The 24796-nt window shown below is 44.0% G+C and carries 36 protein-coding genes and 2 pseudogenes; all 38 read left to right on the top strand.

Annotated features, from left to right (window positions below; genetic code table 11):
• Positions 1-130 precede the first annotated feature (130 nt).
• The 38 genes and pseudogenes from WKT01_RS07545 to WKT01_RS07360 all read left to right on the top strand — a co-directional run bounded on the left by WKT01_RS07545 (position 131) and on the right by WKT01_RS07360 (position 24789).
• Complete coding sequence (locus WKT01_RS07545) at positions 131-325, top strand: hypothetical protein (RefSeq protein WP_340311882.1); 195 nt, start codon at positions 131-133, stop codon at positions 323-325.
• A gap of 19 nt (positions 326-344) precedes the next feature.
• Positions 345-1292 carry a DUF1351 domain-containing protein gene (locus WKT01_RS07540; protein ID WP_340311881.1) on the top strand — a complete coding sequence of 316 codons (948 nt, stop codon included), beginning with the start codon at positions 345-347 and terminating at the stop codon, positions 1290-1292.
• Positions 1289-1492, top strand: a complete 204-nt coding sequence (locus WKT01_RS07535) for a hypothetical protein (RefSeq protein ID WP_340311880.1) — start codon at positions 1289-1291, stop codon at positions 1490-1492. The genes WKT01_RS07540 and WKT01_RS07535 overlap by 4 nt, the downstream gene beginning before the upstream one ends.
• Positions 1492-2271 carry an ERF family protein gene (locus WKT01_RS07530; RefSeq protein ID WP_340311879.1) on the top strand — a complete coding sequence of 260 codons (780 nt, stop codon included), beginning with the start codon at positions 1492-1494 and terminating at the stop codon, positions 2269-2271. Before WKT01_RS07535 ends, WKT01_RS07530 begins: the two co-directional genes overlap by 1 nt.
• On the top strand, positions 2264-2695 hold the full coding sequence (locus WKT01_RS07525) for a single-stranded DNA-binding protein (RefSeq protein ID WP_340311878.1): 432 nt from the start codon (positions 2264-2266) through the stop codon (positions 2693-2695). Before WKT01_RS07530 ends, WKT01_RS07525 begins: the two co-directional genes overlap by 8 nt.
• Before the next feature lie 11 nt (positions 2696-2706).
• Positions 2707-3216, top strand: coding sequence for an ERCC4 domain-containing protein (locus WKT01_RS07520; protein WP_340311876.1), 510 nt, complete (start codon positions 2707-2709; stop codon positions 3214-3216).
• Positions 3206-3688 carry a CHC2 zinc finger domain-containing protein gene (locus tag WKT01_RS07515; RefSeq protein WP_340311874.1) on the top strand — a complete coding sequence of 161 codons (483 nt, stop codon included), beginning with the start codon at positions 3206-3208 and terminating at the stop codon, positions 3686-3688. Before WKT01_RS07520 ends, WKT01_RS07515 begins: the two co-directional genes overlap by 11 nt.
• Positions 3689-3699: 11 nt before the next feature.
• A complete protein-coding gene (locus WKT01_RS07510; RefSeq protein WP_340311872.1) occupies positions 3700-3903 on the top strand; it encodes a hypothetical protein in 204 nt (67 codons plus the stop codon).
• Complete coding sequence (locus tag WKT01_RS07505) at positions 3884-4258, top strand: TnpV protein (RefSeq protein ID WP_340311870.1); 375 nt, start codon at positions 3884-3886, stop codon at positions 4256-4258. The genes WKT01_RS07510 and WKT01_RS07505 overlap by 20 nt, the downstream gene beginning before the upstream one ends.
• 366 nt (positions 4259-4624) lie before the next feature.
• Positions 4625-6544 carry a tetracycline resistance ribosomal protection protein Tet(O) gene (gene tet(O) / locus WKT01_RS07500; RefSeq protein WP_000691758.1) on the top strand — a complete coding sequence of 640 codons (1920 nt, stop codon included), beginning with the start codon at positions 4625-4627 and terminating at the stop codon, positions 6542-6544.
• Between the two features lie 51 nt (positions 6545-6595).
• The gene (locus tag WKT01_RS07495) at positions 6596-6769 is read left to right on the top strand and encodes a cysteine-rich KTR domain-containing protein (protein WP_002779755.1); all 174 of its coding nucleotides are present in this window, start codon (positions 6596-6598) and stop codon (positions 6767-6769) included.
• A gap of 490 nt (positions 6770-7259) precedes the next feature.
• Complete coding sequence (locus tag WKT01_RS07490; protein ID WP_105116765.1) at positions 7260-7769, top strand: sigma-70 family RNA polymerase sigma factor; 510 nt, start codon at positions 7260-7262, stop codon at positions 7767-7769.
• A gap of 94 nt (positions 7770-7863) precedes the next feature.
• Positions 7864-8289: a sigma-70 family RNA polymerase sigma factor gene (locus WKT01_RS07485; RefSeq protein WP_000323895.1), complete on the top strand. Its 426-nt coding sequence runs from the start codon at positions 7864-7866 to the stop codon at positions 8287-8289.
• 83 nt (positions 8290-8372) lie between these two features.
• Positions 8373-8847: pseudogene (locus WKT01_RS07480) on the top strand (RNA polymerase sigma factor).
• Positions 8848-9001: 154 nt separating this feature from the next.
• Positions 9002-10034 (top strand): annotated as a pseudogene (locus WKT01_RS07475) (AAA family ATPase).
• Between the two features lie 517 nt (positions 10035-10551).
• Complete coding sequence (mobV, locus tag WKT01_RS07470) at positions 10552-11517, top strand: MobV family relaxase (RefSeq protein WP_001820668.1); 966 nt, start codon at positions 10552-10554, stop codon at positions 11515-11517.
• Between the two features lie 8 nt (positions 11518-11525).
• Positions 11526-12380, top strand: a complete 855-nt coding sequence (locus WKT01_RS07465; RefSeq protein ID WP_000743700.1) for a ParB/RepB/Spo0J family partition protein — start codon at positions 11526-11528, stop codon at positions 12378-12380.
• A 45-nt stretch (positions 12381-12425) separates the two neighbouring features.
• Entirely contained in the window at positions 12426-12656 is a 231-nt protein-coding gene (locus WKT01_RS07460; RefSeq protein ID WP_001206986.1) for a YdbC family protein, read from the top strand.
• A gap of 71 nt (positions 12657-12727) precedes the next feature.
• Entirely contained in the window at positions 12728-12919 is a 192-nt protein-coding gene (locus WKT01_RS07455) for a hypothetical protein (RefSeq protein ID WP_001820669.1), read from the top strand.
• A gap of 54 nt (positions 12920-12973) precedes the next feature.
• Positions 12974-14830, top strand: a complete 1857-nt coding sequence (locus WKT01_RS07450; RefSeq protein WP_001820670.1) for a recombinase family protein — start codon at positions 12974-12976, stop codon at positions 14828-14830.
• 28 nt (positions 14831-14858) lie between these two features.
• Entirely contained in the window at positions 14859-16559 is a 1701-nt protein-coding gene (locus WKT01_RS07445) for a DUF927 domain-containing protein (protein WP_340311866.1), read from the top strand.
• 230 nt (positions 16560-16789) lie between these two features.
• A complete protein-coding gene (locus WKT01_RS07440) occupies positions 16790-17014 on the top strand; it encodes a hypothetical protein (RefSeq protein WP_340311864.1) in 225 nt (74 codons plus the stop codon).
• Between the two features lie 163 nt (positions 17015-17177).
• Positions 17178-17360 (top strand): hypothetical protein, encoded by a 183-nt coding sequence (locus tag WKT01_RS07435; RefSeq protein WP_340311862.1) that lies wholly within the window; start codon positions 17178-17180, stop codon positions 17358-17360.
• Positions 17361-17559: 199 nt separating this feature from the next.
• Positions 17560-17880, top strand: coding sequence for a hypothetical protein (locus tag WKT01_RS07430; protein ID WP_340311861.1), 321 nt, complete (start codon positions 17560-17562; stop codon positions 17878-17880).
• Position 17881: 1 nt separating this feature from the next.
• A complete protein-coding gene (locus WKT01_RS07425) occupies positions 17882-18076 on the top strand; it encodes a Lar family restriction alleviation protein (protein WP_340311860.1) in 195 nt (64 codons plus the stop codon).
• Between the two features lie 85 nt (positions 18077-18161).
• A complete protein-coding gene (locus WKT01_RS07420) occupies positions 18162-18497 on the top strand; it encodes a YopX family protein (protein ID WP_445299687.1) in 336 nt (111 codons plus the stop codon).
• Positions 18494-18661: a hypothetical protein gene (locus tag WKT01_RS07415; protein ID WP_340311859.1), complete on the top strand. Its 168-nt coding sequence runs from the start codon at positions 18494-18496 to the stop codon at positions 18659-18661. Before WKT01_RS07420 ends, WKT01_RS07415 begins: the two co-directional genes overlap by 4 nt.
• 27 nt (positions 18662-18688) lie before the next feature.
• Positions 18689-19117 carry a DUF551 domain-containing protein gene (locus tag WKT01_RS07410; protein ID WP_340311857.1) on the top strand — a complete coding sequence of 143 codons (429 nt, stop codon included), beginning with the start codon at positions 18689-18691 and terminating at the stop codon, positions 19115-19117.
• The gene (locus WKT01_RS07405) at positions 19114-19323 is read left to right on the top strand and encodes a hypothetical protein (RefSeq protein ID WP_340311856.1); all 210 of its coding nucleotides are present in this window, start codon (positions 19114-19116) and stop codon (positions 19321-19323) included. The genes WKT01_RS07410 and WKT01_RS07405 overlap by 4 nt, the downstream gene beginning before the upstream one ends.
• 22 nt (positions 19324-19345) lie before the next feature.
• Positions 19346-19573, top strand: coding sequence for a hypothetical protein (locus WKT01_RS07400; protein WP_340311854.1), 228 nt, complete (start codon positions 19346-19348; stop codon positions 19571-19573).
• A gap of 56 nt (positions 19574-19629) precedes the next feature.
• Positions 19630-19815 carry a hypothetical protein gene (locus WKT01_RS07395; protein WP_340311853.1) on the top strand — a complete coding sequence of 62 codons (186 nt, stop codon included), beginning with the start codon at positions 19630-19632 and terminating at the stop codon, positions 19813-19815.
• A gap of 11 nt (positions 19816-19826) precedes the next feature.
• A complete protein-coding gene (locus WKT01_RS07390) occupies positions 19827-20048 on the top strand; it encodes a hypothetical protein (RefSeq protein WP_340311851.1) in 222 nt (73 codons plus the stop codon).
• Positions 20029-20517, top strand: coding sequence for a hypothetical protein (locus WKT01_RS07385; protein WP_340311850.1), 489 nt, complete (start codon positions 20029-20031; stop codon positions 20515-20517). Before WKT01_RS07390 ends, WKT01_RS07385 begins: the two co-directional genes overlap by 20 nt.
• 96 nt (positions 20518-20613) lie before the next feature.
• Positions 20614-21252 (top strand): DUF4417 domain-containing protein, encoded by a 639-nt coding sequence (locus WKT01_RS07380; RefSeq protein WP_340311849.1) that lies wholly within the window; start codon positions 20614-20616, stop codon positions 21250-21252.
• On the top strand, positions 21242-21601 hold the full coding sequence (locus WKT01_RS07375; RefSeq protein ID WP_340311848.1) for a hypothetical protein: 360 nt from the start codon (positions 21242-21244) through the stop codon (positions 21599-21601). Before WKT01_RS07380 ends, WKT01_RS07375 begins: the two co-directional genes overlap by 11 nt.
• Before the next feature lie 33 nt (positions 21602-21634).
• On the top strand, positions 21635-22120 hold the full coding sequence (locus WKT01_RS07370; RefSeq protein WP_117975376.1) for a hypothetical protein: 486 nt from the start codon (positions 21635-21637) through the stop codon (positions 22118-22120).
• Positions 22116-23444, top strand: a complete 1329-nt coding sequence (locus WKT01_RS07365) for a phage terminase large subunit (RefSeq protein ID WP_340311886.1) — start codon at positions 22116-22118, stop codon at positions 23442-23444. Before WKT01_RS07370 ends, WKT01_RS07365 begins: the two co-directional genes overlap by 5 nt.
• Positions 23437-24789: a phage capsid protein gene (locus WKT01_RS07360; protein ID WP_340311845.1), complete on the top strand. Its 1353-nt coding sequence runs from the start codon at positions 23437-23439 to the stop codon at positions 24787-24789. Before WKT01_RS07365 ends, WKT01_RS07360 begins: the two co-directional genes overlap by 8 nt.
• The last annotated feature ends 7 nt before the right edge of the window (positions 24790-24796 follow it).

The following is a 24796-nucleotide window of genomic DNA, read 5'->3' as shown; positions in this document are numbered from 1 at the left end:
CAGCAAATGTACCCCGATCGGCGAGGGTGATCACATCTGTGAAGAGAACCCGGCGTTGATCGTATTAGAAGACTATCTGCCGGCAGAAGATTTCTTCTGGTGCGGCGGGAGATATTGGGAGGAAGCGTAAATGGTAAAAAGTATGGTTCTAATAGATGCGGATGAATTTGCCAGACTGAATAGGGTTGATGCGCGGATGGATGCGTTGATCTCATGTATAGAAGAATATGAAGGTCGGGTAAAAAGAGCGAGAAATAAGAAGATACCAATACCGCAAATTGAACTCAATACAGTGAAGGCGATCATTGGAATGTGCGACGAATAAAAAAGGAGGTTATGCGACTATGAACAAATTAGAACTCCGGGTGCAACAAAACCCTGGAACAATCGAACTGAATTTCGATGAGCTGAATGCAGCTCTGGATGCCAGGCTGGCAGAATATGATGGTGCAGTTTTTACAGAAGAGACGAAGGATATTGCGAAGGGCGAGGTGGCGTCGCTCCGTAAGCTGAAGAAAGAGATCGATGACAAACGTAAACTTGTTAAAAGGGAATGGAATAAACCGTTCGAGATATTTGAAGCCAATATGAAAGTCTTGCTTGCTAAAGTGGACGAGCCGATCAATGCGATCGATGAGCAGTTAAAAGCTTTTGAAGAGAAGCGCAAGAAAGAAAAGAAGGAGAAGATTGAAGAGCTCTATGTTGAGCTTATCGAGGATATGGCAGAGTATATTCCTCTTAATAGCATTTATATGGCAAAGTGGGAAAATGCCACCACAACGATGAAATCAATCAAGGAAGAGATTGTAAGCGAAGTAAAGGCTGCGCAGGCTGCAGTTGCCATGATCAGCGGAATGCAGTCAGATGCAGTAGAGAAGGCTCTGGAAATTTACAGGAACACACATGATTCTGTGCAAGCTGTTACATACATTAATAACTATGAAAAGCAGAAACAGGAGATCATGAAGCGTGAGGAGGAGCGACGACGACAGGCAGAGATCGATCGGGTGCGCCGGATGGAGCGCGAAGCTCTGGAGCGTGAGGAACGTGCAAGAAGAGAAGCGGAAGAAGTAGCGCGGAAATCTATGGAGACAAATCAAGCATCGATGGATGTTGAGAAAGATTTTGAAAATCTTCCGAACGATACTGAAACTGATGAGTCTGAAATGCCATTTGTTACACCGTCTACAGTATCTGTAAAATATCGTATTGTTGCGACGGCGCAAGAGGTTGAGGAGTTAGAGGTAGCTATGGATAGTCTGGGAATCTTCTTTGAAAGGTTGGATGCATGATGAGGGACGGTAAGATACATATTCGGGCAAAACGGATTATACCAAATGAACAGGGAGTAATCAAACTTACACCGGAGGCATACAGTGCATTGGCAGAGGTGGCCAATGAATGTGGTAAAAGCATCCGATCAGTGGCGAGCGAGATTATACTGCAGTCCATTGAAAATGAATTGATTGTATACGACAGGGAGGGTGAGTGATGGGAAACGAACCATTGGAAAAAACTGAACCGAAGATCTACGCTGCCATTTTGGGCGTTATGAAAGACATCGGAGCAGTCTCTAAGGATAAGACATGTAAGTCGAATTTTGGAAGTTATAAGTTTCGCGGGATTGATGATGTCATGAATGCCCTTCATCCGGCAATGGTTAAGAATGGAGTATTTGTTGTTCCGGAAGTTAAAGAGAATATAAGAAAGGTTGTAACTTCCAAAAATGGAACGCATATGAATCATTCTATCTGCACAATCCGCTATGAATTTTTTGCAGATGATGGAAGTTGTTTGGAGTGTACTGTTGTTGGCGAAGGAATGGACACGGGCGATAAAGCTACAAATAAAGCAATGTCTATTGCGTTTAAGTATGCCTGCTTTCAGACTTTCTGTATCCCAACGGAGGATATGGATGATCCGGATGCTGAGCGGCCGGAGGAAATAGCAGATAAAGCTCCTGCAGGCAAAAAGAAGGAGAAGCCGGCAGAGAATTCAAAGCAGACACAGGCTGAAAAGTTTGCTCCGGAAAATAAAGTTTCCAAGAATGAACCGGAACAGGCAGCAGGGGATCAAAAGATCACGGAAGCAATGCTTGCTTCTATTCGAGCAGAGCAGGAACGAACAAAAGTAACGGACAAGGCGATTCTTTCCATGCGGGCTGTGAAAGCGAAGAAGATTGAAGATATGACGGTGAATGAGTTTAAGATCGTTATGAAAAAGTTTGAACTGACAAAAACGCCAGTAAAACAGGAGGGTGCAAATGAATAGTGCGAATTTGACCGGACGATTTACGAGAGATCCAGAAATTCGATACACAGACGGAGGAAGCTCTATCGCAAGATTCTTCGTTGCGTGTGATCGGAGATACAAGCAGGAAGGTGGACCGACAGCTGATTTTATTAGTTGTGTCGCATTTGGGAAAACAGCAGAGTTTATAGAAAAATATTTCAGGAAAGGCATGAAGATTGAAATATCTGGAAGGATCCAGACCGGCTCCTATACGAACCAGGAAGGAAATAAGGTGTATACAACAGATGTTATAGCTGAACAGGTTGGCTTTGCAGAAAGCAGAGCGGCATCGCAGGGAAACGGCAGAAATGAAAATAATCCCTCTGGCGGATTTGGACCAGAAGATGATGATGGCTTTATGGACATTCCAGATGGAATCGATGAAGAGCTGCCGTTCAACTAGGAGTGATTGAATTGGTAATACAGATTGACAGCCGGGAGAAAGCCAGAGCGATCAAAAAGATCGTTGAGGAATTCGATCGGCAGGGGGTAAAACACCCGGTATCGAAGTTAATGGTCGGGGATTATATGAATTATGATAATCCCCGGCTGATCATTGATAGAAAGCAGAATCTGTCGGAATTATGCTGCAATGTCTGCCAAGATCATGACAGGTTCCGGCGAGAGCTGATACTTGCGAAGGAAAATGGAATCCAGATCGTTTTTTTAGTGGAACATGGAAAAGGTATTGGGCGGCTTGATCACGTTGTCTTCTGGGAAAATCCGCGGAGATGGAAACGAAGGAAGAATCCAGATACTGGACAGTGGGAAGATGTCGAGACAAAGGCAATGACCGGAGAGGTTCTTTATAAGATCCTGCGGACGCAGGAACGGAAATATGGATGCAAGTTCCTGTTTTGCGATAAAGAACAAACAGGAAGCGAAATCATACGGATATTGAGTGGTAGAAGTTATGACGAGTGATGAGATAAAAGGTATGTGTAGCATGCAGGATATTGCAGAGCAGTATGGTTTTCATCCCAACAGGGCGGGGTTTATTCCCTGTCCATTTCATCAAGGGGATAGGGAACCGTCTATGAAGATATATAAGGATAGTTATTATTGTTTTGGCTGCGGAGCAAATGGGGATATTTTTAGTTTTGTACAGCAAATGGATGGACTTACATTCAGGGAGGCATTTCTAAGCCTTGGAGGGACATACGAAAAAGAAACATTCCATGACCGTATAGAGCTATATCATGCCCGAAAAGCGCAGGACATGCGCAAGAAAGAAAAGGAAAAGCTAAGGGCAAAGCGGAAGCTGAACAATGAGTTGATCGACATATATCGGAACGGATACCATACTGCAAAACCGTTTTCGGAGGCGTGGACAGATTGCTATAATGCCCTGCAATATCAGCTATACCTACACGAAATATTGAACGAACCGAGGTGAGAAGGAGTGTTATGAAACCTTTAAATAGTTATGACAGAAAAGAGATCCTGTCAGAAGAAGTATTCGTAGAGATCTTTGAGCAGGACGATGCGATCAGACGGGCACAGATGCTTCTTTCCTTCCAGGATCGTGCGAAGGATGTAGGACGGATTTTGCGGACATTCAAAATAAAAAAGAATGTGGAGGTAACAGACAATGGCAAAATCATTATTTGAGGAACTGGGCGGCAAATACGAAAGGCAAGGGGATTATTTGATACCGTGCTTAACTGTACCCGCCGAAGAAGAACAGGCAATAGGCATCTGGGGGCAACGGCATTTAGATCATCTAAAACAGTACCGTAAAGTTACATACACCAATCTTCTTACAAGCGGCAGGCTAAACGCCTACCTTGCCGACATCAACAGACAGGCACAGGAACGCTTTGAAAGGCTCATAGAGGGTATGAAACAGGCACAGGGCATAACGGAACAGCTAAAGGCAGAAAACGCCTTAGAATGGACAGGATGCCTCAATAACATAAGGGCTTGTGCGAGGGAGATTGTGGAAAAGGAAATTATTTTTGCATAAACAGATGATTAGTGGCAGGGGGAAATCCTGCCGCTTTTTCTGCTTTAGTTTGTCAGCTTGACAAATAAAGGGTTAAGGAATATAATTAGATTCAGTATTATACAAGGAGTTAATAAATATGCGGCAAGGTATTCTTAAATAAACTGTCAATTTGATAGTGGGAACAAAAAGTAGCAGTCCCGTTTCACTTTTAATATGGGGCTTAGTTTTTTGTACCCAGTTTAAGAATACTTTTATCATGTAATTTTATATGCCCGAAAACATATAAGTGTTTTGGGGCTATTGGAGTTATTTACCCAGTGATAGGAGTATTTATCACTGGGTATTTTTATGCCCTTTTTTGGGTGTTGATAGGAGGAAAATCACATGAAAATAATTAACTTAGGCATTCTGGCTCACGTTGACGCAGGAAAGACAACATTAACGGAAAGTTTATTGTATACCAGTGGTGCAATTGCAGAACTAGGGAGCGTAGATGAAGGCACAACAAGGACAGATACAATGAATTTGGAGCGTCAAAGGGGAATCACTATCCAGACAGCAGTGACATCTTTTCAGTGGGAGGATGTAAAAGTCAACATTATAGATACGCCAGGCCATATGGATTTTTTGGCGGAAGTATACCGTTCTTTATCCGTATTAGACGGAGCAGTATTATTAGTTTCTGCAAAGGATGGCATACAGGCACAGACCCGTATACTGTTTCATGCACTACAGATAATGAAGATTCCGACAATTTTTTTCATCAATAAAATTGACCAAGAGGGGATTGATTTGCCAATGGTATATCGGGAAATGAAAGCAAAGCTTTCTTCGGAAATTATAGTGAAGCAAAAGGTTGGGCAGCATCCCCATATAAATGTAACGGACAATGACGATATGGAACAGTGGGATGCGGTAATTATGGGAAACGATGAACTATTAGAGAAATATATGTCAGGGAAACCGTTTAAAATGTCAGAACTGGAACAGGAAGAAAACAGGAGATTCCAAAACGGAACGTTATTTCCCGTTTATCACGGAAGCGCTAAAAACAATCTGGGGATTCGGCAGCTTATAGAAGTAATTGCCAGTAAATTTTATTCATCAACGCCTGAAGGTCAATCTGAACTATGCGGGCAGGTTTTTAAGATTGAATATTCAGAGAAAAGGCGGCGTTTTGTTTATGTGCGTATATATAGCGGAACATTGCATTTGAGGGATGTTATTAGAATATCTGAAAAAGAGAAAATAAAAATCACAGAGATGTGTGTTCCGACAAACGGTGAATTATATTCATCCGATACAGCCTGCTCTGGTGATATTGTAATTTTACCAAATGATGTTTTGCAGCTAAACAGTATTTTGGGGAACGAAATACTGTTGCCGCAGAGAAAATTTATTGAAAATCCTCTCCCTATGCTCCAAACAACGATTGCAGTAAAGAAATCTGAACAGCGGGAAATATTGCTTGGGGCACTTACAGAAATTTCAGATGGCGACCCTCTTTTAAAATATTATGTGGATACTACAACGCATGAGATTATACTTTCTTTTTTGGGGAATGTGCAGATGGAAGTCATTTGTGCCATCCTTGAGGAAAAATATCATGTGGAGGCAGAAATAAAAGAGCCTACTGTTATATATATGGAAAGACCGCTTAGAAAAGCAGAATATACCATCCACATAGAAGTCCCGCCAAATCCTTTCTGGGCTTCTGTCGGGTTGTCCATAGAGCCGCTCCCTATTGGAAGCGGAGTGCAGTATGAAAGCAGAGTTTCACTTGGATATTTAAATCAATCGTTCCAAAATGCGGTTATGGAGGGGGTTCTTTATGGCTGCGAGCAGGGGCTGTATGGATGGAAAGTGACAGACTGTAAAATCTGTTTTGAATATGGATTGTATTATAGTCCTGTAAGTACCCCCGCAGACTTTCGGCTGCTTTCCCCTATCGTATTGGAGCAGGCTTTAAAAAAAGCAGGGACAGAACTATTAGAGCCATATCTCCACTTTGAAATTTATGCACCGCAGGAATATCTCTCACGGGCGTATCATGATGCTCCAAGGTATTGTGCAGATATTGTAAGTACTCAGATAAAGAATGACGAGGTCATTCTGAAAGGAGAAATCCCTGCTAGATGTATTCAAGAATACAGGAACGATTTAACTTATTTCACAAATGGGCAGGGAGTCTGCTTGACAGAGTTAAAAGGATACCAGCCAGCTATTGGTAAATTTATTTGCCAACCCCGCCGCCCGAATAGCCGTATAGATAAGGTTCGGCATATGTTCCACAAGTTAGCTTAACAGCTTGCAAAAGTCATATAAAATGAGATTTGAAAGGATTAGAGACTAATTATGATGAAATGCGAATGGATATTGTGTCCTGTTTGTGGGAGCAAAACCCGTAATAAAATTAGGAAGGACACTGTTTTGGAGAATTATCCCCTTTATTGTCCAAAATGCAGACAAGAAAGATTGATTAAAGTTGACAACTTGAAGATAACTGTCATCAAAGAGCCAGACGCTTAAGACGCAGAGCCGATGAAATTGTGGAACAATTCACGAATCATCGGCTCTTTTTGTTTCGTATTTGAAAGAACAAACTCACCAAATAAAAAAAACGATATTCGGGTGGGTTATTTTGTTATACCCTAAATTACCCTCTGAATTTGTTTTTAAATTTGGAGGGATTTTTTTATGTCCTTTTTTCGGGCAGTTATCTATCTGCTCATACGAAGCAAAATTTATCAATACATAGCATATCAGAGAACGGCAGGAAACCAGTTAAAAAAATTTCTGCCAGTGCAACGGTACTTCTCACCTTGAAAGTAGAAGTACAATCTCCATACAATAGAATTACTATTTCCTATAACCGTAAAGGTCACAGAGCCTTTGCGGTTTTTCTTTTGTCGATTTTTGTTGGAAAGTGCCGTAGGGCTGTTTCTGATATGCGGTGTCGTTCTCCGCCTCTCCATCTGGATTTTTTACATTTCAAAAATTCAGATGGGAGGTATTTATGGTGAAATATGCACCAAGAAAGGTATATATCAGAGAAAGTGGCGGCTATGTGGAATTATCCTACACGGAGTTCTGCCGTTGCAGGGAATCCGACCAGACCTATATGGACAAGCTGTTTATCCCCATTCAAGGCTGTCTGCTTGAAGTCGTGAGGGAGCAATACACAGACTTCTACCGTGACAAGGAACGGTGGCGTTATCTGCAAAAATTAGATACAAAGAATAGACTGCTATCTCTCGACGGATTTACGGACAGCGAGGGGAATCCTCTGGACTTTATCACTGATGAAGCGGTGGACATTGCAGAAACCGTTGTCAATGCGGTCATGGTGGACAGGCTGAAAGCCGCCCTGCCTTTGCTGTCGGATAGTGAACAGGAGCTGATACAGGCAATCTTTTTTGACGGACTTTCCGAGCGTGAAGTCGGGGCGAGGTTGGGCATAACCCAGAGCGTTGTAAACAAACGCAAAGCCAGAATCCTAATAAAACTAAGAAAGATAATAGAAAATTAAAATTTAAGGCGTTCAGCCCCCTTGTTTTTTCCTTTGGGAAGATGAGGGGGCTTTTCTCTGCCCTCTCAATCAATTCTGATTGGAGGAAGTAAGAATGGCATACAACCACGGACGGGAGGACAGGAAATGGCGTATCTGGAAAGAAGCGGAGGAAAAGCTGCTGCGTGAGTGCGGCGTTGATGAAGCGACCATTGAGCAGATACGCATGGCGGACAGGGCAGACTTCAATTCCAACAGGCGGTTTTACCGATGGACGAATGACGTTGCGGAATATCTTGAGGACATGGCAGGCAGGGAGCGGCAGGCGGAAGTGGGTACGGTTGCGGAGTTACTGGAAGAGATTGAGAGCGAAAATCTCTATCAAGTATTAGTCACGGTGGACGGGCGTACCTTGAAAATCGTCCTGCTGAAAATGCAGGGGTATTCCACAAAGGAGATTGCCCCGCTTGTGCATTTGACGACTGGTGCCATCTATGCGAGGTTAGACCATCTGCGGAAGAAGCTGCGGAAAATTTTATAGCTTCTAAAACAGCCTGCCATCCTGCGGGCTACTGGGTGAGGGATGGAAATCCCCTCACTCATTTTTTGCAGGAGGACAACAGGATGGCATACAGGGTTAAGGCATACACGCTTCGGGAGGAATCCACGGAAAGCGGCACAAGGTATTTTATCAGCTTTAAGGACGGGCAGGGCAAATCCCACGAGTTGGAAGTGTCGGAACAGTTCTTTATGGAGTTTCGGCAGATGGAGCGCAGGAACAGGAATCTTTTCTAATGGGACGAGCGGCACAGGGAGTTTAACGAGGTATGGGACGAAACCCTTTACAGACGGGCGTTGCGTGTGCCTAAGAGCCTTGATGAACGCATGGTTGAGGAAGAACGGAATGAAACGCTCTATAAGGCGGTTGGGAGCCTTCCAGAGATACAAAGGCGGCGTTTCCTGCTCTACTACGAGTATGAGTTCAATTTTTACCAAATCGCCGCTATGGAGCATTGCACCGCTTCGGCAATACAGAAATCTGTTGCGATTGCAAAGGAGAAAGTAAAGGCGGAAATTGAAGAAATATCTCCAACCGTGACCGACACCGCCCGAAAAAGAAATCTGTTTTTTATTTGTGTGGGATTGGCGGCATTACATACTCTCACTTTTTTCCGTGGGAGTAAATCTATTTTTAAGGAGGTCAACGCCTATGTGCAACGAAAACAAAGACACCGCCCGAAAGGAGGAAAGCCATGCAGAAGTTACAGACAGTCAACGCCGAAACGCTCCTTTATGAACCGCTTGAGAAACCATCCTTTGTGGTGGACAGCCTTATCCCGACAGGCTTATCGCTGTTCTGCGGCTCACAGAAGATAGGCAAAAGCTGGCTCATGCTGAAGCTATGCTTATGCGTGTCGCAGGGAATCCCTTTATGGGATATGCCGACAATGGAGGGCGATGTGCTTTACCTCTGCCTTGAGGACACGTTCTGCCGCATACAGGACAGGTTATTTCGTTTGACGGACGAAGCAAGCGGGCGGCTCCACTTTGCCGTGGCAAGCTGCAAGCTGTCAGACGGTCTTATCGTGCAGCTTGAAGATTATCTGAAAGATTACCCAGACAGCAGGCTCATTGTCATTGATACCTTGCAGAAAGTCCGTACAGCTTCAAAAGACAATGCCTATGCAAGCGACTATGGGGACATCTCCCTCATCAAAGACTTTGCCGACAGGCACTCTCTGGCGGTCATTGTCGTACACCACATCCGAAAGCAGAATGACAGCGACGTGTTCAACAAGGTGTCTGGGACGACAGGATTAACGGGGAGTGCGGACGCTACCTTTGTTCTGGAAAAGGAGAAACGTGCGTCTGACACCGCCAAGCTGTATGTGACGGGCAGGGACACGCCTTATCAGGAATACACGCTGCGTTTCCGTGATTGCCGTTGGGAGCTTGTGGAGCGGAAAACGCAGGAGCAGCTTGCGAAAGAAACGATACCAGATGTCCTTTTTCGGTTGGTGGATTTTATGAGGGATAAGGAAGAATGGATAGGCACGGCAACGGAACTGTTAGCCGCTATGGGGGAAACGGAAACCATACCCACGGTGATTACGAAATGGCTGAATGAATACCGCACCACATTTTTAAGCGAGAACCGTATCTGCTACCAGTACAGCCGCAGGAAAGACGGCAGGCGGATTGCCCTTGCAAGGAGGGCGGGTGACAGCGGTGATGGTGGTGACAGCGATATTAGGATACCCCCCTGTTACTGTCATTGACGCTTAAAGCCATGTAAAGCTGGCGGCTCTGCCCTGCGGGTGACAGCAGTGACGGTGGTGACAGTGATTTTAGGATACCCTGCCGCTGTCATCCCTACGGGAGAACACCCCGTAAACGCAAAATGCAGGCGTGAGATTTACTCGCCCTTTTCGGTCGTGTAAAACCACCCCTGCGGTCAGAAAAATCATTCCGATTTTTCCGACTGCGTTTACAGGGTGTAACACACTACACTTTGCCCTGCAAAGTCGTGTGCCAGACGTTCCCTCTGGACTCCCTTAAGGCAGGGCTGTGCCCTGCTATCCTACGCCTTACGGCTTCGGATAAAAGAATGGCGGCATGACGGTGACGGCTCTTGCGAGGGGGGTATCCCAAAAACACCGTCATCATCGACATGACCGTCATGCAGGGGGTGAGGGTGACAGTTGCGGCAGTCGGCAGGGGGTATCCCAAAACTGCTGTCACCACCGTCACCGCTGTCACCCCAAAGGACGGTCACCCGCCGAAAGAAAGGAGGAATCCGCCTATGCCTTATGCAATCCTGCGTTTCCAGAAACGAAAAGCGGGCGGCGTTGCGGCTTGTGAACGCCACAACGAGCGGAAGAAAGAAGCCTACAAAAGCAACCCAGATATAGATATGGAACGCTCTAAAAACAATTACCATCTCATAGCACCACCAAAGTACACCTACAAGAAAGAGATTAACCGCATGGTAGCCGAAGCGGGGTGCAGGACAAGGAAAGACAGCGTGATGATGGTGGAAACGCTCATCACAGCTTCACCAGAATTTATGAACCAGTTACCGCCCGAAGAACAAAAAGCGTATTTCCAGACGGCTCTTGACTTCATTTCGGAGCGTGTTGGAAAGCAGAATATCCTCTCCGCTGTCGTCCATATGGACGAGAGAACGCCCCATATGCACCTCTGCTTTGTGCCGATTACGCCAGACAATAAGCTGTCAGCGAAAGCTATCTTAGGCAACCAGAAATCATTATCCGAGTGGCAGACCGCCTACCATGAGCGGATGTCCTCACGGTGGAATCAGCTTGAACGGGGGCAGTCCTCAATGGAAACCAAGCGGAAACACGTCCCCACATGGCTCTATAAATTAGGCGGCAGGCTTGATAAACAGTATGAAGAAATCGTGTCTGCCCTATCCGACATCAACGCCTTTAACGCAGGGAAGAAAAGGGATAAAGCGTTAGATTTACTCTCTGCATGGCTGCCAGACGTGGAGAAATTCTCTAAGGAAATCGGGAAACAGCAGGCGTATATCGACAGTTTGAAAGAGAGAATTGGGCAGGAATCAGACTATGCGGGGCGTATGCGTGATGAAAAGTACGAGCAGGAACTAAAGGTGCAGAAAGCGAATCAGAAGATATTTGAATTGCAGAGAACCAACGAGCAGATGGGGCGGCTGCTGTCAAAAATACCGCCCGAAGTGTTGGAAGAATTGCAGAAAAATCATAGAAGCAGAGCGAAAGAAAGGTAGATATGTGAATGAAGAAACAGGATTTTAAGGTGTTAAAGACCAAAGACTTGTACCCGTTCCCCGACAATCCGTTTCATGTGGCAGAAGATGAAACACTGTCAGAGTTAGCGGAAAGCATCAAGGAATTTGGCATTGTCACGCCGATAATCACACGCCCGAAAGAGGACGGGGACGGTTATGAAGTGATTGCAGGACAGCGGCGTGTCCGTGCTTCTGAACTTGCAGGGATAAATACCGTGCCTGCGTTTGTCCTGCCCTTAGACCGTGACCGAGCCATCATCACCCTTGTAGACAGCAATTTGCAGCGTGAGAATATCCTGCCATCGGAGCGGGCGTTTGCTTACAAGATGAAATCCGAAGCCATGAAGCGGCAGGGTTTCCGCACAGACTTAACCTCGTCACAAGTTGTGACGAAGTTGCGGACGGACGACAAGGTGGCACAGGGCTTCGGCGTGGGCAGGATGACCGTGCAGCGTTTTATCCGCCTGACGGAACTGATACCGCCGATTTTGCAGATGGTGGACGAGGGGAAAATCGCCCTCACGCCTGCGGTGGAACTGTCCTTCTTGAAGAAAGACGAGCAGGAAAACCTCTTTGCCACGATGGAGAGCGAAGAAGCAACGCCCTCACTCTCACAGGCACAGCGGATGAAACAGTTAAGCCAGAGCGGGCGGCTTGACATGGATACGATATTTGCGATTATGACGGAGGAAAAGGGCAACCAGAAAGAAACCTTGAAAATCAACACAAGCAAGCTGAAAAAATACTTTCCGAAGAACACAACGCCGAAGCAGATGGAGGAAACCATCATCAAACTTTTGGAGCGTGAGTTGCAGAGGAAACGCAACCGTGACAGCCGCTAATCTTCTTTTTTCGGGAAGTAAATACAGAGAGTTGAGGTATGGAGAATGAGAGAAATCCAGTATGAAATCGTAAAGGAAATCGCAGTATTGTCTACGGGCGACAGTGGCTACACAAAGGAAATCAATCTCATTTCATGGAATGGGAAAGAGCCGAAGTATGACATCCGCAGCTTTTCCCCGAACCGTGAAAAGTGCGGCAAGGGAATCACGCTGAACGCTGATGAAGCGGCGGCACTCCTTAAAGCATTACAGAAAGAATTAAACAGCGAGGATTAATGGTATCTGATTGGCAGGGCGGGGACATTTCCAAACTCTTCCCTGCCCTGTCTGGAAAGGAAGATTTAAGTATGGGCGAGGATAAGAAAGCAGATAAAAAGAGAAAGCGTATCGTGCCAAAAGCACCAGTGCAGATGATAATCAGCCGTGAATATGTCGGCACACAGACCGTTACAGAAGCGTTTGTCCCGATTATCTCCGAGGATATTCGGAAGAAGATTGCCGAGGGCGACACCTTCGACAATGAGGGGCTGTCCGCTTAGAATGTACGCAATGGGACATGAAAACAGATAGGACAGATACGGAGGTTTTACAGTATGGCAGGAATCAAAGAAGAAAAGAAAATCTATTTAGTCGGCATTTATTGCCGCTTATCTAAAGACGATGGTACGGATAACGAGAGTGCGAGCATTGCGACACAGAAATCCATCCTCACGGATTATGTGAAAAAGCAGGGATGGCACATAGCAAAAACGTATGTGGACGATGGTTATTCTGGTACAAATTTCCAAAGACCAAGTTTCCAGAATATGATAAAAGACATTGAAAGCGGTCTGATAAACTGCGTGATTACGAAAGATTTATCCCGTCTGGGGAGAAACTATCTTGATTGTGGGTTATATCTGGAAGTTTTCTTCCCAGAGCATAACGTGAGGTATATAGCGGTCAATGACGGCGTAGATACCTTGAATAAATCTGCTATGGACATCACGCCTTTCCGCAACATTTTAAACGAAATGTATGCCGCTGACATATCTGTTAAGATAAAATCGGCATATCGGGCGAGGTTTCAACAGGGGAAATTCATGGGAACTACCGCCCCTTATGGCTATATCAAAGACCCTGCCGACCACAACCATCTGCTGATAGATGATAAAGTGGCACATGTTGTAAAAGAGATATTCGACCTTGCATTAAAAGGGAATGGAGTTGCCAAAATTTGCAGACATCTTAATAAACAGCATATCCTACGCCCTGCCGCTTATGCGGCGGAGCGTGGCGAAACAGGCTTTGAACGTCATTTTGAGGGGAACGAGGACAAACGCTATATTTGGAGTGGGAACAGCGTGAGGAGCATTTTAAGAAGCCCGATATATGCGGGAAATCTTGTAGGCTACAAACGGATTGCCGCCAATATGAAAAGCAAGAAACGCCCCTCTAAGCTGCCCGAAGAATGGGAAGTGATACCCAATACCCATGAGGGAATAGTCACGCAGGAGGAATTTGATATTGTCCAACAGCTTATTACAAGTCGTAGGCTTCCACAGAACAAGGGAGGATTTGTAAATATTTTTGCAGGCGTTATCAAGTGTGTGGACTGCGGATGTGCTCTGCGGGCAATGAACGTACACAGGAGGAAACGCCCAGAGATTATCGACTGTGTACAGTATTCATGTAATAATTATGCAAGAAACGGAAGAAGCGAGTGTAGTGCCCACAATATAGAAGCAAGGGATTTATTCAATGCCGTTCTTGCCGACATCAACTGTTTTGCGGATATGGCAGTGAATGATGAAAAGGCGGTCAGGGCCATAGAAAAGCGGCTCACGGAAACAGACCAGAGCAGGGCGAAAGCATTAGAGAAAGAACGTAAGAAGCTGAACAAACGCCTTGCGGAACTGGACAGGCTGTTTTCCTCTCTCTACGAGGATAAGGTCATGGAGCGTATTACCGAGCGGAATTTTGAGATGATGTCGGGGAAATACCAGAAAGAGCAGCTTGAAATTGAAGCAAGGCTGAAAGAGGTGACGGAAACTCTTAATGAAAGCTACGAGAAATCACGGGGAATCCGTGACTTCCTCGCCCTTATCCGAAATTATCAAGGCTTAAAAGAACTGGATGCAACAGTTATAAACGCACTCATAGACAAGATACTTGTTTCGGAGCGTGAGAAGATGGCAGACGGAACAGTGAAGCAGGAAATCAAGATTTACTATAAATTCATCGGCTTTGTCGATGAATTACATATCATACCTACAAAACGGTGGGCAGCAATGCCCGCTAAAAATTGTACGGTGTGCGGCGTTGAATATGTCCCGGGCTCTGGTGCATCAAGGTATTGTCCTGCTTGTGCCAAGAAGATACGGAGGGAGAAATCAAACGAGAGCAAACGCAGGAGCAGAGAACAGAAAAGGATAGCATGTATGAACTGTCCGCAAAAAATGACCGACTGAACTCGGCGTGAAGGGACAGTTTGACACGATGGTCAAGGCATTTGAGAAAACCGAAAAGGAAATGCAGAAGAAACAACAGTTAAACCAGACGCTGATTGAGAATTGGACAAACTTCACGGGAAAATACGATTCCATGAAGTGCGGCTCCTGGCTGGCTGCAGATAACGGGATCCGGACGTTCAATAAGGATTACTCTAATGAGGTCGTGGTCTGTTATCATCCAATCTTGCCGATCGGCCGGCTGAGGAACCTTGAGACCGGAGAGGAGCAGATCCGGCTCGCTTATAAGCGTAATCATCGCTGGACGGAGATCACGGTCCATAAAGATATTATATCTTCAGCAAGTAAAATCGTGACATTGTCAAAACTGGGAGTAGCCGTAACATCGGAGAATGCGAAACTGATGGTTAAATATCTATCAGATGTGGAGAATCTGAACGACGATGATATTCCGGTTCGGAGATCCAGTTCGAAACTGGGGTGGATCGGGGAAGGCTTCCTTCCGTACGATACGGACGTCATATTCGACGGAGACGGGGCATTCGGGCAAGTCTATGAGAGTATCAGGGAGCGCGGGTCCTGGCAGGAGTGGCTGGATCATGTGCGGGAGCTGCGACGGAGCGGTCGGCCGGAGATCAAGTTTTCACTTGCTGCGTCTTTTGCCAGTATTCTTGTAAGCCGGCTGGGGGCGCTGCCGTTCATCGTGGATCTCTGGGGTGAGACCGAAGGTGGCAAATCCGTATCAATGATGCTTGCGGCGTCGGTGTGGGCGAATCCGGACGGCGGACAGTACATAGGAGATTTCAAGACGACCGACACACAGCTTGAAATCCGAGCGGACCTGCTGAATCATCTGCCGATGATGTTGGATGATACCAGCAAGACCAGTAGCCGGATCCGGGACAATTTCGAGGGCGTGGTATATGATCTGTGTTCTGGGAAGGGTAAGAGCCGATCTAATAAGGAGCTGGGGATCCGCCGGGAGAACAGATGGAAGAATACGATCCTGACGAACGGGGAGCGCCCGTTGTCATCTTACGTGTCGCAGGGCGGTGCGATCAACCGTATCCTTGAAATCGAGTGTGGAGAAAAGGTATTCCAGGATCCACAGAGCACTGCAGAACTGCTTAAGAAGAATTACGGCTTTGCCGGAAAGCGGTTTGTGCAGATTATCAAGAAGATGGATATCGACGAGCTGCGCAATATGCAACAGGACATACAGCGGCAGATATTCAGTATCGACAAGATGCAGAAACAGAGTATTTCCATGTCTATCCTCCTTCTGGCGGATCGTATCGCCACAGGCCACATCTTTTATGATGAGGAGTATATCAGCGTTGAGGAGGCGGAGAGAGTCCTGGTGGATCGAAATGAAGTGTCAGAGCACGAGCGCTGTTATCATTATCTTCTGGACAAGATCAACATGAATCGGCAACGGTTCGATGTCACAGCAACAACGGAGCAATGGGGATTGATCAGCGAGGGTTATGCAGTCATGTATCCACAGGCTGTGAAAGAGCTTTGCCGGCAGGGGGATTATTCCTATAAGGCATTCATGAACTGGGCGGACCGGCAGGGCGTGATTCTGACAGACGGGAAGAATCAGACGAAACTCAAGAAAATCAACGGGAAACCAGTGCGCTGCGTGTTCCTGCGGCTGAATGAATTTCAGGACAAGGACGGATTTGAGCCGGCGGAAGTGACGCAAGAAGAGTTGCCGTTTAAGTAAAGGTAACAAAGTAACAAGGGTAACAATCAAAATCGCATATATATATCTGAAATATATGTATATATAGACTTTCGTTACTTATATAGGAATACGAACGTTACTTTTGTTACCGCATAGAAAAATCAGGACAAACCTAATAAATTCAACAGGTTGCAAGGTAACATTGCATTTTGTTACTTTTTCAAAAAAAGTGTTACAGAGTATGTTTTTTGTTACCACAGGAGGAATTTATGGAAAGAAGAATAAGAAATATACATAACAAGGTCGTGGATATCCAGAATGCGATGTGGGCTGCGTATAAAGAGGCGCTGGACAGCTGTAGTGCACGTCCGATCAACGACGCAGCCAAGAGACTGGAAGAGAAATATAGGATGGATGATACGGTCATGCAGTTTATCTGGTATGAAAAGGCAAAATGGGCTATAGTCGTGTCGGCGATCAGGGAGATGATGTGATGAAAAAAAAACAATCAAGAAGTCGAGAAAGCGAAGGCGGAAGATGTGAGGATATGTGCTTTGTGTGGAAGGACAATTATTGGAGATTATGATTATATCCGGACAAAGCGTAGAACTGAGATGTATTTTTGTAAAGGCATGAAGTGCCGGAAAGGAAATAAGAATGAAAAACGTGATTAGGAGTATCCGGAAAGGTTCTGTACAGTGGAACGAGGAAGATCGGCTTAAGATAGCAACATTGTTATTAAAGGCTGGATACTCTGTCAGAATCGGCAGACAGCAGATTGCGGAATCGGGTAATAAAAAACAGATGGAGTATACAGTGGAGTACTGGGAGGAAGCATGACAAAACAGACTAAAAAACTAAAGCGCCAAATAGGGAGCGATCGCATTTGTGCGGTATGGACAACGGTATCTGCGTATATGAATTTTTATGAGGATTGGGTTAGGACGTGCTGCCGGATTAGTCGGGATAAAAATAACCCGAACAAGAAGCTGCTTAAGCGGTGGGAGAATTAAGGCAAAACAAACGAAGGGAGAAAGCTATGAGTTGGGCAGAAAAAGAACTAAAAAGGGCGAAGCTGAAAAAGAAGATTGATGAAGCCATGAAAAGCCCGGAATACAGGAAAAGAGAGCAGGAACATAATCTGCGTACATTTTTGATCTACTGCATTATTTCTGTAGATTACCTGTACAGGAAGGAAAAGTACGGCGCAAAACGGATAAAGAGATTTTTAGATTTTGTAAAACAGCAGATGAAGTACGTATCAGAAGATGATAAATACGATTTTAAGCTGCTGAATGATGAACTGGAAAAAGAAACGGGCGTAAATGTGATGGGATATATGGGGTTTGAGGAGGACTGACATGCAGGAAAAGAAGATGGAAGAATTAAAGAAATGCCCGTTTTGCGGGGGAGAAGCATATATTAACTACGAACGCATTCCGGGAGATCGCAAAGGATATTGGGCGCAAGTCCTGTGTAAAAATTGTCACAGTAGAAGCGGAGGGACATGGTCAAGTAGTTATGATAAAGCCGAGCATAAAGAAGTAGCATTATAGAACAGGAGAGTGGAAGAATGAGAGAAATCTTTTTAAAGCAAAGAGAAAAGATAATGGTGAATGGGTAGAAGGTTATTATCTAAACATAGCTAAAATAAACCATTTTATTTGCACCGGAAAAATAAAACTTGATGGAGCGTTAAAAGGCATTATAGCTCCTGAAATGTATGCGATTGATCCAGACACCCTCTGCCAGTACACCGGACTTACCGACAAGAATGGCGAGAAGATTTGGGAGAATGATATTTTAGAACTTCCTGACGAATATGGTTATTTTAAATGTGAGTGGGAAGAAGATACTGCGAGATTCGTTTTGAGTGGAGATGGATTAACTGTTGATTTTGATAACTATTGGGGTTATCAAGTTGAATTAATCGAAAATGTTTTTGACAATGCAGGGCTGTTGGAGGTGGAGCGATGAAAGATCGTAGAAACATGGAAAAAGTATATGTAGCTGCTGAGTTGCTTAATAATTTTTGCGCAGACACAGCTTGCCCTGAGTGTCCAATACAAAAATTGTGTAACCGGATAGATAAAAATGATCCAATAGGTGCGGTAATATTAAAAAATATCGATAGAGATTAAATTAGGCGTTAGAAAGATGGTGAAGTAATGAACGTACTAGAGAAGATTTTGGAAGAGATATTGCAGTACAGAAAAGATAATAATGTACTAGCAGGGAAACAGGTAATGGCGATTGAAGAAATCATCCGTTCCCACATGGGCGAAACACCTAATCGCAGTGAATGTAGTAGACGTAAGTGGTATCAGATGGGATATAGAGATGGGGAGAACAAAGTAAAAAATGACGGTTGGATTCCGGTAGAAGTGAGATTACCGGAAGAAAAAAAGCCGGTATTAGTCCAATGGGAGAAATACGACAGATACTTAAATGTTACGTTGACATATTTGGATGTGATGTGGCTTGAAGATGAAGAGGATGTTGCATTTGAGACGATTAACGGAGTACCTAACGGAAGTGTTATCGCCTGGCAACCTCTTCCAGAGCCATACCGCCCGGAGAAAGGAAAGCAATTATGAAGCTGATGATAACATGGAGTAGGAAAAACGGAACGTGCAGAAGTTGGACAAATTCAGATCCCTGTAAGCATGCCTGCATGAGTTTATGTGCTTGGTCTGATGCCATAAAACGGTTAGGGAAAAAATGGGGATGTACGCCAGAAGAAGCTACAGAACAAATAAGTAGGGTATATGAACTGGCGAAAAATTCCCAGAATGACAAGTAAATTTGAGATTTAGGTGATTAAAATGAAGTTGAAAGAACTGGACATGCGCTGCGGAGAGTGTAAAGTAATTGATTTTTGCGGAGAGCCTTATTCCGATATTTGTCTATGCGCAAACGAAACTATAGGCAACATGGAAGAGGATGATTATCTTGAAACAGCAATATCAATTTGCAAACATTCTAAAAGAAAATGGAGCAATAAAAGCATAGAAAAAAGAATAATGAAGCTATGCAGATGTAATGAAAATTAGGATTTTATACAAGCAAAAGCAGCCATTGAGATTGTTGAGAAAGGTGGCATTTAAGCATGGGATATTTAAGAAAAGATTCTGTAATGAGTGCATTAGAAGAAGATAGAGAAACAACATTGATGTGCTATGGAGATGCTCCAACAAGAGCGATTGTTAAATTTTGTTATGAGAGCATGGAAAGAGTGCTGGAAGGACTTCCACAATATGTACCGGAAAATCTTGTTAAGCAAACTGAAATTTAGGAGACAAAGAAATGAGAACCATAAAAGAAACACACATAGACAGCCAGGAACATTACAACAGCATGGCAGAACATCCGCCGGATCCACATGCGTATGATTGGTTTAAACGTCCGGCAGGGGTACAGGGATTAATTAGGCGACAGGCGGAGCAGATCGAGCACAAGACAGTGGCGGAGTACATAGCAGAGAAGTACAAGATGGGTGGTGTTGCGGATGGACAAGAGCATACTTAGCGAATATGCGGATATGAAAGAGAAAAGCGAGAATGAAAAGAAAAAGGAATATCTGCGGAGCTATCGGAAACACATAAGACGGATCCATAGGATTAATGCCGAGATTGCAGAGCTTAGAGCCATGAAGATGTATCCGTCTATGAAACCGGATGATGGGATGCCGCATGGTAATGGAGGGCAGGACGATCTATCAGGGTATGCAGGTGATATTGATGAAATGATTCGAGAACTACAACATGAGCGTTATTTGCGGATTAAAACATATCAGCAAATTGTGCGGCAGATTAAGCGGATGCGGAGCGAGAATGAGAATGATATTCTATTTTATCGTTACATAAAAGGGCTTGAGTGGTATGAGGTCGCGGAAGTGATGGGATACTCTGAACGGCAGATTTTTCGTATTCATGGAAATGCTTTAGAACATTTTGTGATTCCGAAAGATGTCAGTGAATGTCAGTCGGAAGTGTGATATTATGGTATCATAGAAAAAAAAAGAAAACAGAGGGCACCTTACCAGACGGCAGGGTGCTTTTCTTGTATCTGTATAGACATAAGGATATAGAAAATGAGATATACGAATTTAAGAAACAATGAAAATATTGAAAAATATATATTTGACGGAGCGGGTAAATACGACATCCCAATACTTTACCCAGAAACGTATATAGGAAATCATGATTTTATCTCGTTTAATTACGGCAAATCGTTGAAAATAAAACAAGGGAAAGTATGTCACTTTTTTATCGACGACTACCAATTTATGAGAGTATGGTCAAATATCGACACATATATTCCCATGTTCCAAGAATTTGATTATGTTTTAACCCCAGATTTCAGCCTGTATCTGGATTATCCAAAAGCAATTCAGATTTATAACCATTATCGAAAACATTGGGTTGGCGCTTACATGCAGATGATGGGATGCAAAGTAATTCCAACAATAGCATGGAGTGACAAAGAATCATTTGACTGGTGTTTTGATGGGGAGCCAGAAGGCGGAACAGTGGCGGTTAGTAGTGTCGGATGCATGAAAAATAAAGACGATAAAAAATTGTTTATAGAAGGATATAAAGAAATGGTTCAAAGGTTACAGCCTGGGGCCATTATTTTTTATGGACAGATTCCAGAAGAGTGTATGGGAAACATTGTTCACATAAAAGCATTTGCTGATAAATTTAAGGAGGCGGAGTGTAATGGGTGGTAGAGGAAGCTCAAGTGGTGCCGGTGGCGCTGGTGGAGGTGGTGGAATAAGAGGTATTTCTGTTAATTTTAATGGAGAGGAAACCACATACTTTTTTGAAACAAAGAATGGCGTAAACTATTATAGCAGAGAGATGGGTGGAATAACGCAACCAACTCCGAATAATATGACGCCGAAAGAATTTAGAGAGCGAATTGAATCAAATGGAGCAAAAACTAAAACTATAGGTCAAAGGGAATATAAGAAAATAAAGCAAGAATATAAAAAAGACAGAGAAGAAACAAATAAATTTCTTAATACTTCATGGTTTAAGGACGCTCCACGTCCACGGAAAGGAATGAAAGGACATTGATAGAGATGATAACATGAAAGAGAGGTGAGCTGGATGGCGAAAGGCAAGTATCAGGAATGGCTAGAGCCAGAAGGCTTGCTGAAAATAGAAGGTTGGGCGAGGGATGGTCTAACAGATGAACAGATTGCACATAATATGGGGGTTGCATATTCCACGTTGAAAAACTGGAAAGACAAGCATATAGCTATTTTGGCTGCCCTAAAAAAAGGCAAGGAAGTCACAGATAGACAGGTAGAAAATGCATTGTTTGAAAGAGCCTTAGGGGGAGTACGTGAAGTAAAAAAGACATTTAAAGTTAAAGAAAAATATTACGATAAGAATGGAAAATTGTGTGAAAAAGAAGTATTGGAAACCGGAATAGATGAGATATATATACCAGGTGATACAACTGCTCAGATTTTCTGGTTAAAGAACCGAAAACCTCAGGATTGGCGAGATAAGCAAGAACGTCTTGACAATACGATTGAGGATAATGATATGGTCCTTAAATTCATCAAAGGGATGAAAAACCATGATTAAGCTTAGCGAGAAGCAGATAGAATATACAAAACAGGCAACACATCGCTGGAATATCAAGAGTGGTGCTGTTCGTTCGGGGAAAACGTTCGTTGATACATCCGCCGTTATTCCGGTTCGAATAATTGAAAGACTTGGGAAACCGGGTCTTGCTGTTATACTGGGGGTATCAAGAGACACGATTGAACGTAATGTTTTGCAGCCACTCAGAGAGATATATACAGACAAACGAGTAGGGACTATCAATAGTCGGAATGTGGCTTATTTATTTGGGGAAGAGGTTCATTGTCTTGGCGCTGAAAAGATTAGTCAGGTGGCAAAGATTCAGGGGTCTTCTATCAAATACTGTTACGGTGATGAGATAGCAAAATGGAACAAAGAAGTGTTCCAGATGCTTAAATCACGTCTAGATAAGCCATACAGTTGTTTTGACGGAGCCTGTAATCCAGAACACCCAACACACTGGCTGAAAGAGTTCCTGGACAACGAAGAACTGGATATTTACCTACAGAGATACACAATCTTTGACAATCCATTCCTTCCAGAAGAATATGTAAAGCAACTCTGCAAAGAATACGAAGGCACAATCTATTATGATCGTCTTATTCTTGGACTTTGGAAGCGTGCAGAGGGGGCGATCTATAAAAGGTTTGCAGATAATCCAAAGTCATTCCAGTGTCAGATTGTAGATGAACTCACACCGGATCCAGAGTATAGGCAGTTCCGGAAAGAAGACATCGTATCAATTGAGATTGGATTGGACTTTGGTGGGAATCAGTCCGGTCATTCTTTTGTTGCCAGAGGATATACAGACGATTATAGAGAGGTTGTAGTGCTAAAATCAAAAAGAATCATGGCAAAAGATGAAAATGAGGACATAGACAGTAATATGTTAGATGCAATGTTCTGCGAGTTCGTGAAGGACGTAATAGATAAGTATGCGGTTGTTGTTAAGCATAGTGAATACGTGGAGTATTGCAATGTGGAAACGGTTTATTATGACAACGCTGAGACAGTCCTAGGAAATTCCATACGGAACGCTGTAGAAAAGGAATTCCCTTGGATTGCAGTAAAACCAGCAAAGAAAAGAGCGATAAATGACAGAATCAGATGTACCGTCAAGCTTATGGGGGCAGGACGGTTTTTTATTACAAAAGATTGTGAGAGTTTAAAAGCAGCCTTATCCGATGCTGTGTGGGATAAAGATGTTATTGGAAAGGATGAGCGCTTGGACGATGGCAGCACTGATATTGATAGCTTAGATGCGTTCGAATATACGATTGAACGCGATATGAAATACCTGATTGAAGAGGTGGAAGATGTTTGATGGAATTAGAAAACTTTGGAAAGGACTAATGCGGATGTTTGGATATACGACATTAAAGCAGATCGTTGGTAAGGATATTACTCTTTCCGGCAGTATGATCAATGCTATAAACCAATGGAAGCAGATGTTAAATGGAGAGGCGGACTGGATAACGGACAGTATCGTTTCACTTGGGATTGAGGAAGGAATCTGCCGGGAGTTTGCAGATTGCGTTTTGGTGGAAATGGAAACCAGTGTGAGCAATGAGCGTCTGGATAAGATATACCAGAAAAACATTGCGGGATTAAATGAGAACCTACAGGAAGGTCTTGCGCTTGGTTCTTTTGTTTTAAAGCCGCTTGGGGGAACAGTTGCGGAGTTTGTATCTGCAGATAAGATCATCCCGATCAGTTTTGGGGATGATGGAAGACCGAATGATATGGCTTTTCTGACAGTGAAGAAAGTTGGTGATACAGATTATTTCACACGATTTGAGAGGCATTATTTCATAAACGAAAATCTGACGATAGAGAATAGGTGCTTTCATTCACAGACTGCAAATGATATCGGGCTTCCGTGCAGTCTGGAAGCAGTAGAAGAGTGGGCAAATATTGAACCCGGTCCAGTTACATACCCCGGCATGAACAGGATGGATTTCGGGTATTATCGGAACCCAATAAAAAACAAAGTGGACGGCTCCGCCTGTGGCGTTTCTGTATACGATTCTGCGATAGATCGGATTAGAAAGGCAGACATTCAGGGCGCAAGGCTTGACTGGGAATATGAATCTGGAGAACGTGCTATCCATGTGGATAATCGGGCGTTAAAACAGGATAAGTCAATCGGAAGATTTAGTATGGCAAGGCTTAACAAGAGACTTTACCGTGGTCTGAATCTGGAAGTTGGGAAAGACCAAGAACTCCTGAAGGAATATTCTCCAGAGATGCGAGATGAAGCCTTCAAGCGTGGTTTGGAAGAGTACAAACGAGAAATAGAATTTTCTGTAGGACTTGCCTACGGAGATCTGTCAGACGTACAGGAAGTGGCAAAGACAGCCACAGAGATAAAGGTATCTAAGAACCGGAAATACAACAGGGTAACAGCAATTCAAAATAATCTGTATGGTTGTTTGGAAGATTTTGCAGCCGGACTTGCGTTTTACAATAGCATGTTAAATTCTGGATATGAATTTTCTTGTAAATTTAACGATTCCATTCTGACGGATGATGAAGCAGAGAGAAAGCAAGACATGGCAGACGTGGCAGCAGGCTTTATGCATCATTGGGAATACCGTATGAAATGGTATGGTGAAGATGAGGATACGGCAAAAGCAAATGTTCCAGCGCAGAATAGTGTGATGGAGTAGGTGATCT

It is taken from the genome of Mediterraneibacter sp. ICN-202921 (assembly GCF_037890075.1).
GTDB classification, from domain to species: Bacteria; Bacillota; Clostridia; order Lachnospirales; family Lachnospiraceae; genus Mediterraneibacter; species Mediterraneibacter massiliensis.
Note: the sequence above shows the minus strand (reverse complement) of the source record. Positions and strands in the feature narration are given on the sequence as shown.

Excerpts from the sequence above, each read along its gene's own strand:
- WKT01_RS07395 (WP_340311853.1), top strand. The coding sequence starts at position 19,630 with ATGGGATATTTAAGAAAAGATTCTGTAATGAGTGCATTAGAAGAAGAT.
- WKT01_RS07460 (WP_001206986.1), top strand. The coding sequence starts at position 12,426 with ATGAGAGAAATCCAGTATGAAATCGTAAAGGAAATCGCAGTATTGTCT.
- WKT01_RS07385 (WP_340311850.1), top strand. The coding sequence starts at position 20,029 with ATGGACAAGAGCATACTTAGCGAATATGCGGATATGAAAGAGAAAAGC.
- WKT01_RS07435 (WP_340311862.1), top strand. The coding sequence starts at position 17,178 with ATGAAAAACGTGATTAGGAGTATCCGGAAAGGTTCTGTACAGTGGAAC.
- WKT01_RS07410 (WP_340311857.1), top strand. The coding sequence starts at position 18,689 with ATGAACGTACTAGAGAAGATTTTGGAAGAGATATTGCAGTACAGAAAA.
- WKT01_RS07400 (WP_340311854.1), top strand. The coding sequence starts at position 19,346 with ATGAAGTTGAAAGAACTGGACATGCGCTGCGGAGAGTGTAAAGTAATT.
- WKT01_RS07545 (WP_340311882.1), top strand. The coding sequence starts at position 131 with ATGGTAAAAAGTATGGTTCTAATAGATGCGGATGAATTTGCCAGACTG.
- WKT01_RS07455 (WP_001820669.1), top strand. The coding sequence starts at position 12,728 with ATGGGCGAGGATAAGAAAGCAGATAAAAAGAGAAAGCGTATCGTGCCA.
- WKT01_RS07370 (WP_117975376.1), top strand. The coding sequence starts at position 21,635 with ATGGCGAAAGGCAAGTATCAGGAATGGCTAGAGCCAGAAGGCTTGCTG.
- WKT01_RS07440 (WP_340311864.1), top strand. The coding sequence starts at position 16,790 with ATGGAAAGAAGAATAAGAAATATACATAACAAGGTCGTGGATATCCAG.
- WKT01_RS07405 (WP_340311856.1), top strand. The coding sequence starts at position 19,114 with ATGAAGCTGATGATAACATGGAGTAGGAAAAACGGAACGTGCAGAAGT.
- mobV (WP_001820668.1), top strand. The coding sequence starts at position 10,552 with ATGCCTTATGCAATCCTGCGTTTCCAGAAACGAAAAGCGGGCGGCGTT.
- WKT01_RS07535 (WP_340311880.1), top strand. The coding sequence starts at position 1,289 with ATGATGAGGGACGGTAAGATACATATTCGGGCAAAACGGATTATACCA.
- WKT01_RS07525 (WP_340311878.1), top strand. The coding sequence starts at position 2,264 with ATGAATAGTGCGAATTTGACCGGACGATTTACGAGAGATCCAGAAATT.
- WKT01_RS07450 (WP_001820670.1), top strand. The coding sequence starts at position 12,974 with ATGGCAGGAATCAAAGAAGAAAAGAAAATCTATTTAGTCGGCATTTAT.
- WKT01_RS07465 (WP_000743700.1), top strand. The coding sequence starts at position 11,526 with ATGAAGAAACAGGATTTTAAGGTGTTAAAGACCAAAGACTTGTACCCG.
- WKT01_RS07515 (WP_340311874.1), top strand. The coding sequence starts at position 3,206 with ATGACGAGTGATGAGATAAAAGGTATGTGTAGCATGCAGGATATTGCA.
- WKT01_RS07430 (WP_340311861.1), top strand. The coding sequence starts at position 17,560 with ATGAGTTGGGCAGAAAAAGAACTAAAAAGGGCGAAGCTGAAAAAGAAG.
- WKT01_RS07360 (WP_340311845.1), top strand. The coding sequence starts at position 23,437 with ATGTTTGATGGAATTAGAAAACTTTGGAAAGGACTAATGCGGATGTTT.
- WKT01_RS07445 (WP_340311866.1), top strand. The coding sequence starts at position 14,859 with ATGGTCAAGGCATTTGAGAAAACCGAAAAGGAAATGCAGAAGAAACAA.
- WKT01_RS07425 (WP_340311860.1), top strand. The coding sequence starts at position 17,882 with ATGCAGGAAAAGAAGATGGAAGAATTAAAGAAATGCCCGTTTTGCGGG.
- WKT01_RS07485 (WP_000323895.1), top strand. The coding sequence starts at position 7,864 with ATGGCATACAACCACGGACGGGAGGACAGGAAATGGCGTATCTGGAAA.
- WKT01_RS07415 (WP_340311859.1), top strand. The coding sequence starts at position 18,494 with ATGAAAGATCGTAGAAACATGGAAAAAGTATATGTAGCTGCTGAGTTG.
- WKT01_RS07530 (WP_340311879.1), top strand. The coding sequence starts at position 1,492 with ATGGGAAACGAACCATTGGAAAAAACTGAACCGAAGATCTACGCTGCC.
- WKT01_RS07390 (WP_340311851.1), top strand. The coding sequence starts at position 19,827 with ATGAGAACCATAAAAGAAACACACATAGACAGCCAGGAACATTACAAC.
- WKT01_RS07505 (WP_340311870.1), top strand. The coding sequence starts at position 3,884 with ATGGCAAAATCATTATTTGAGGAACTGGGCGGCAAATACGAAAGGCAA.
- WKT01_RS07375 (WP_340311848.1), top strand. The coding sequence starts at position 21,242 with ATGGGTGGTAGAGGAAGCTCAAGTGGTGCCGGTGGCGCTGGTGGAGGT.
- WKT01_RS07510 (WP_340311872.1), top strand. The coding sequence starts at position 3,700 with ATGAAACCTTTAAATAGTTATGACAGAAAAGAGATCCTGTCAGAAGAA.
- WKT01_RS07495 (WP_002779755.1), top strand. The coding sequence starts at position 6,596 with ATGATGAAATGCGAATGGATATTGTGTCCTGTTTGTGGGAGCAAAACC.
- WKT01_RS07380 (WP_340311849.1), top strand. The coding sequence starts at position 20,614 with ATGAGATATACGAATTTAAGAAACAATGAAAATATTGAAAAATATATA.
- WKT01_RS07540 (WP_340311881.1), top strand. The coding sequence starts at position 345 with ATGAACAAATTAGAACTCCGGGTGCAACAAAACCCTGGAACAATCGAA.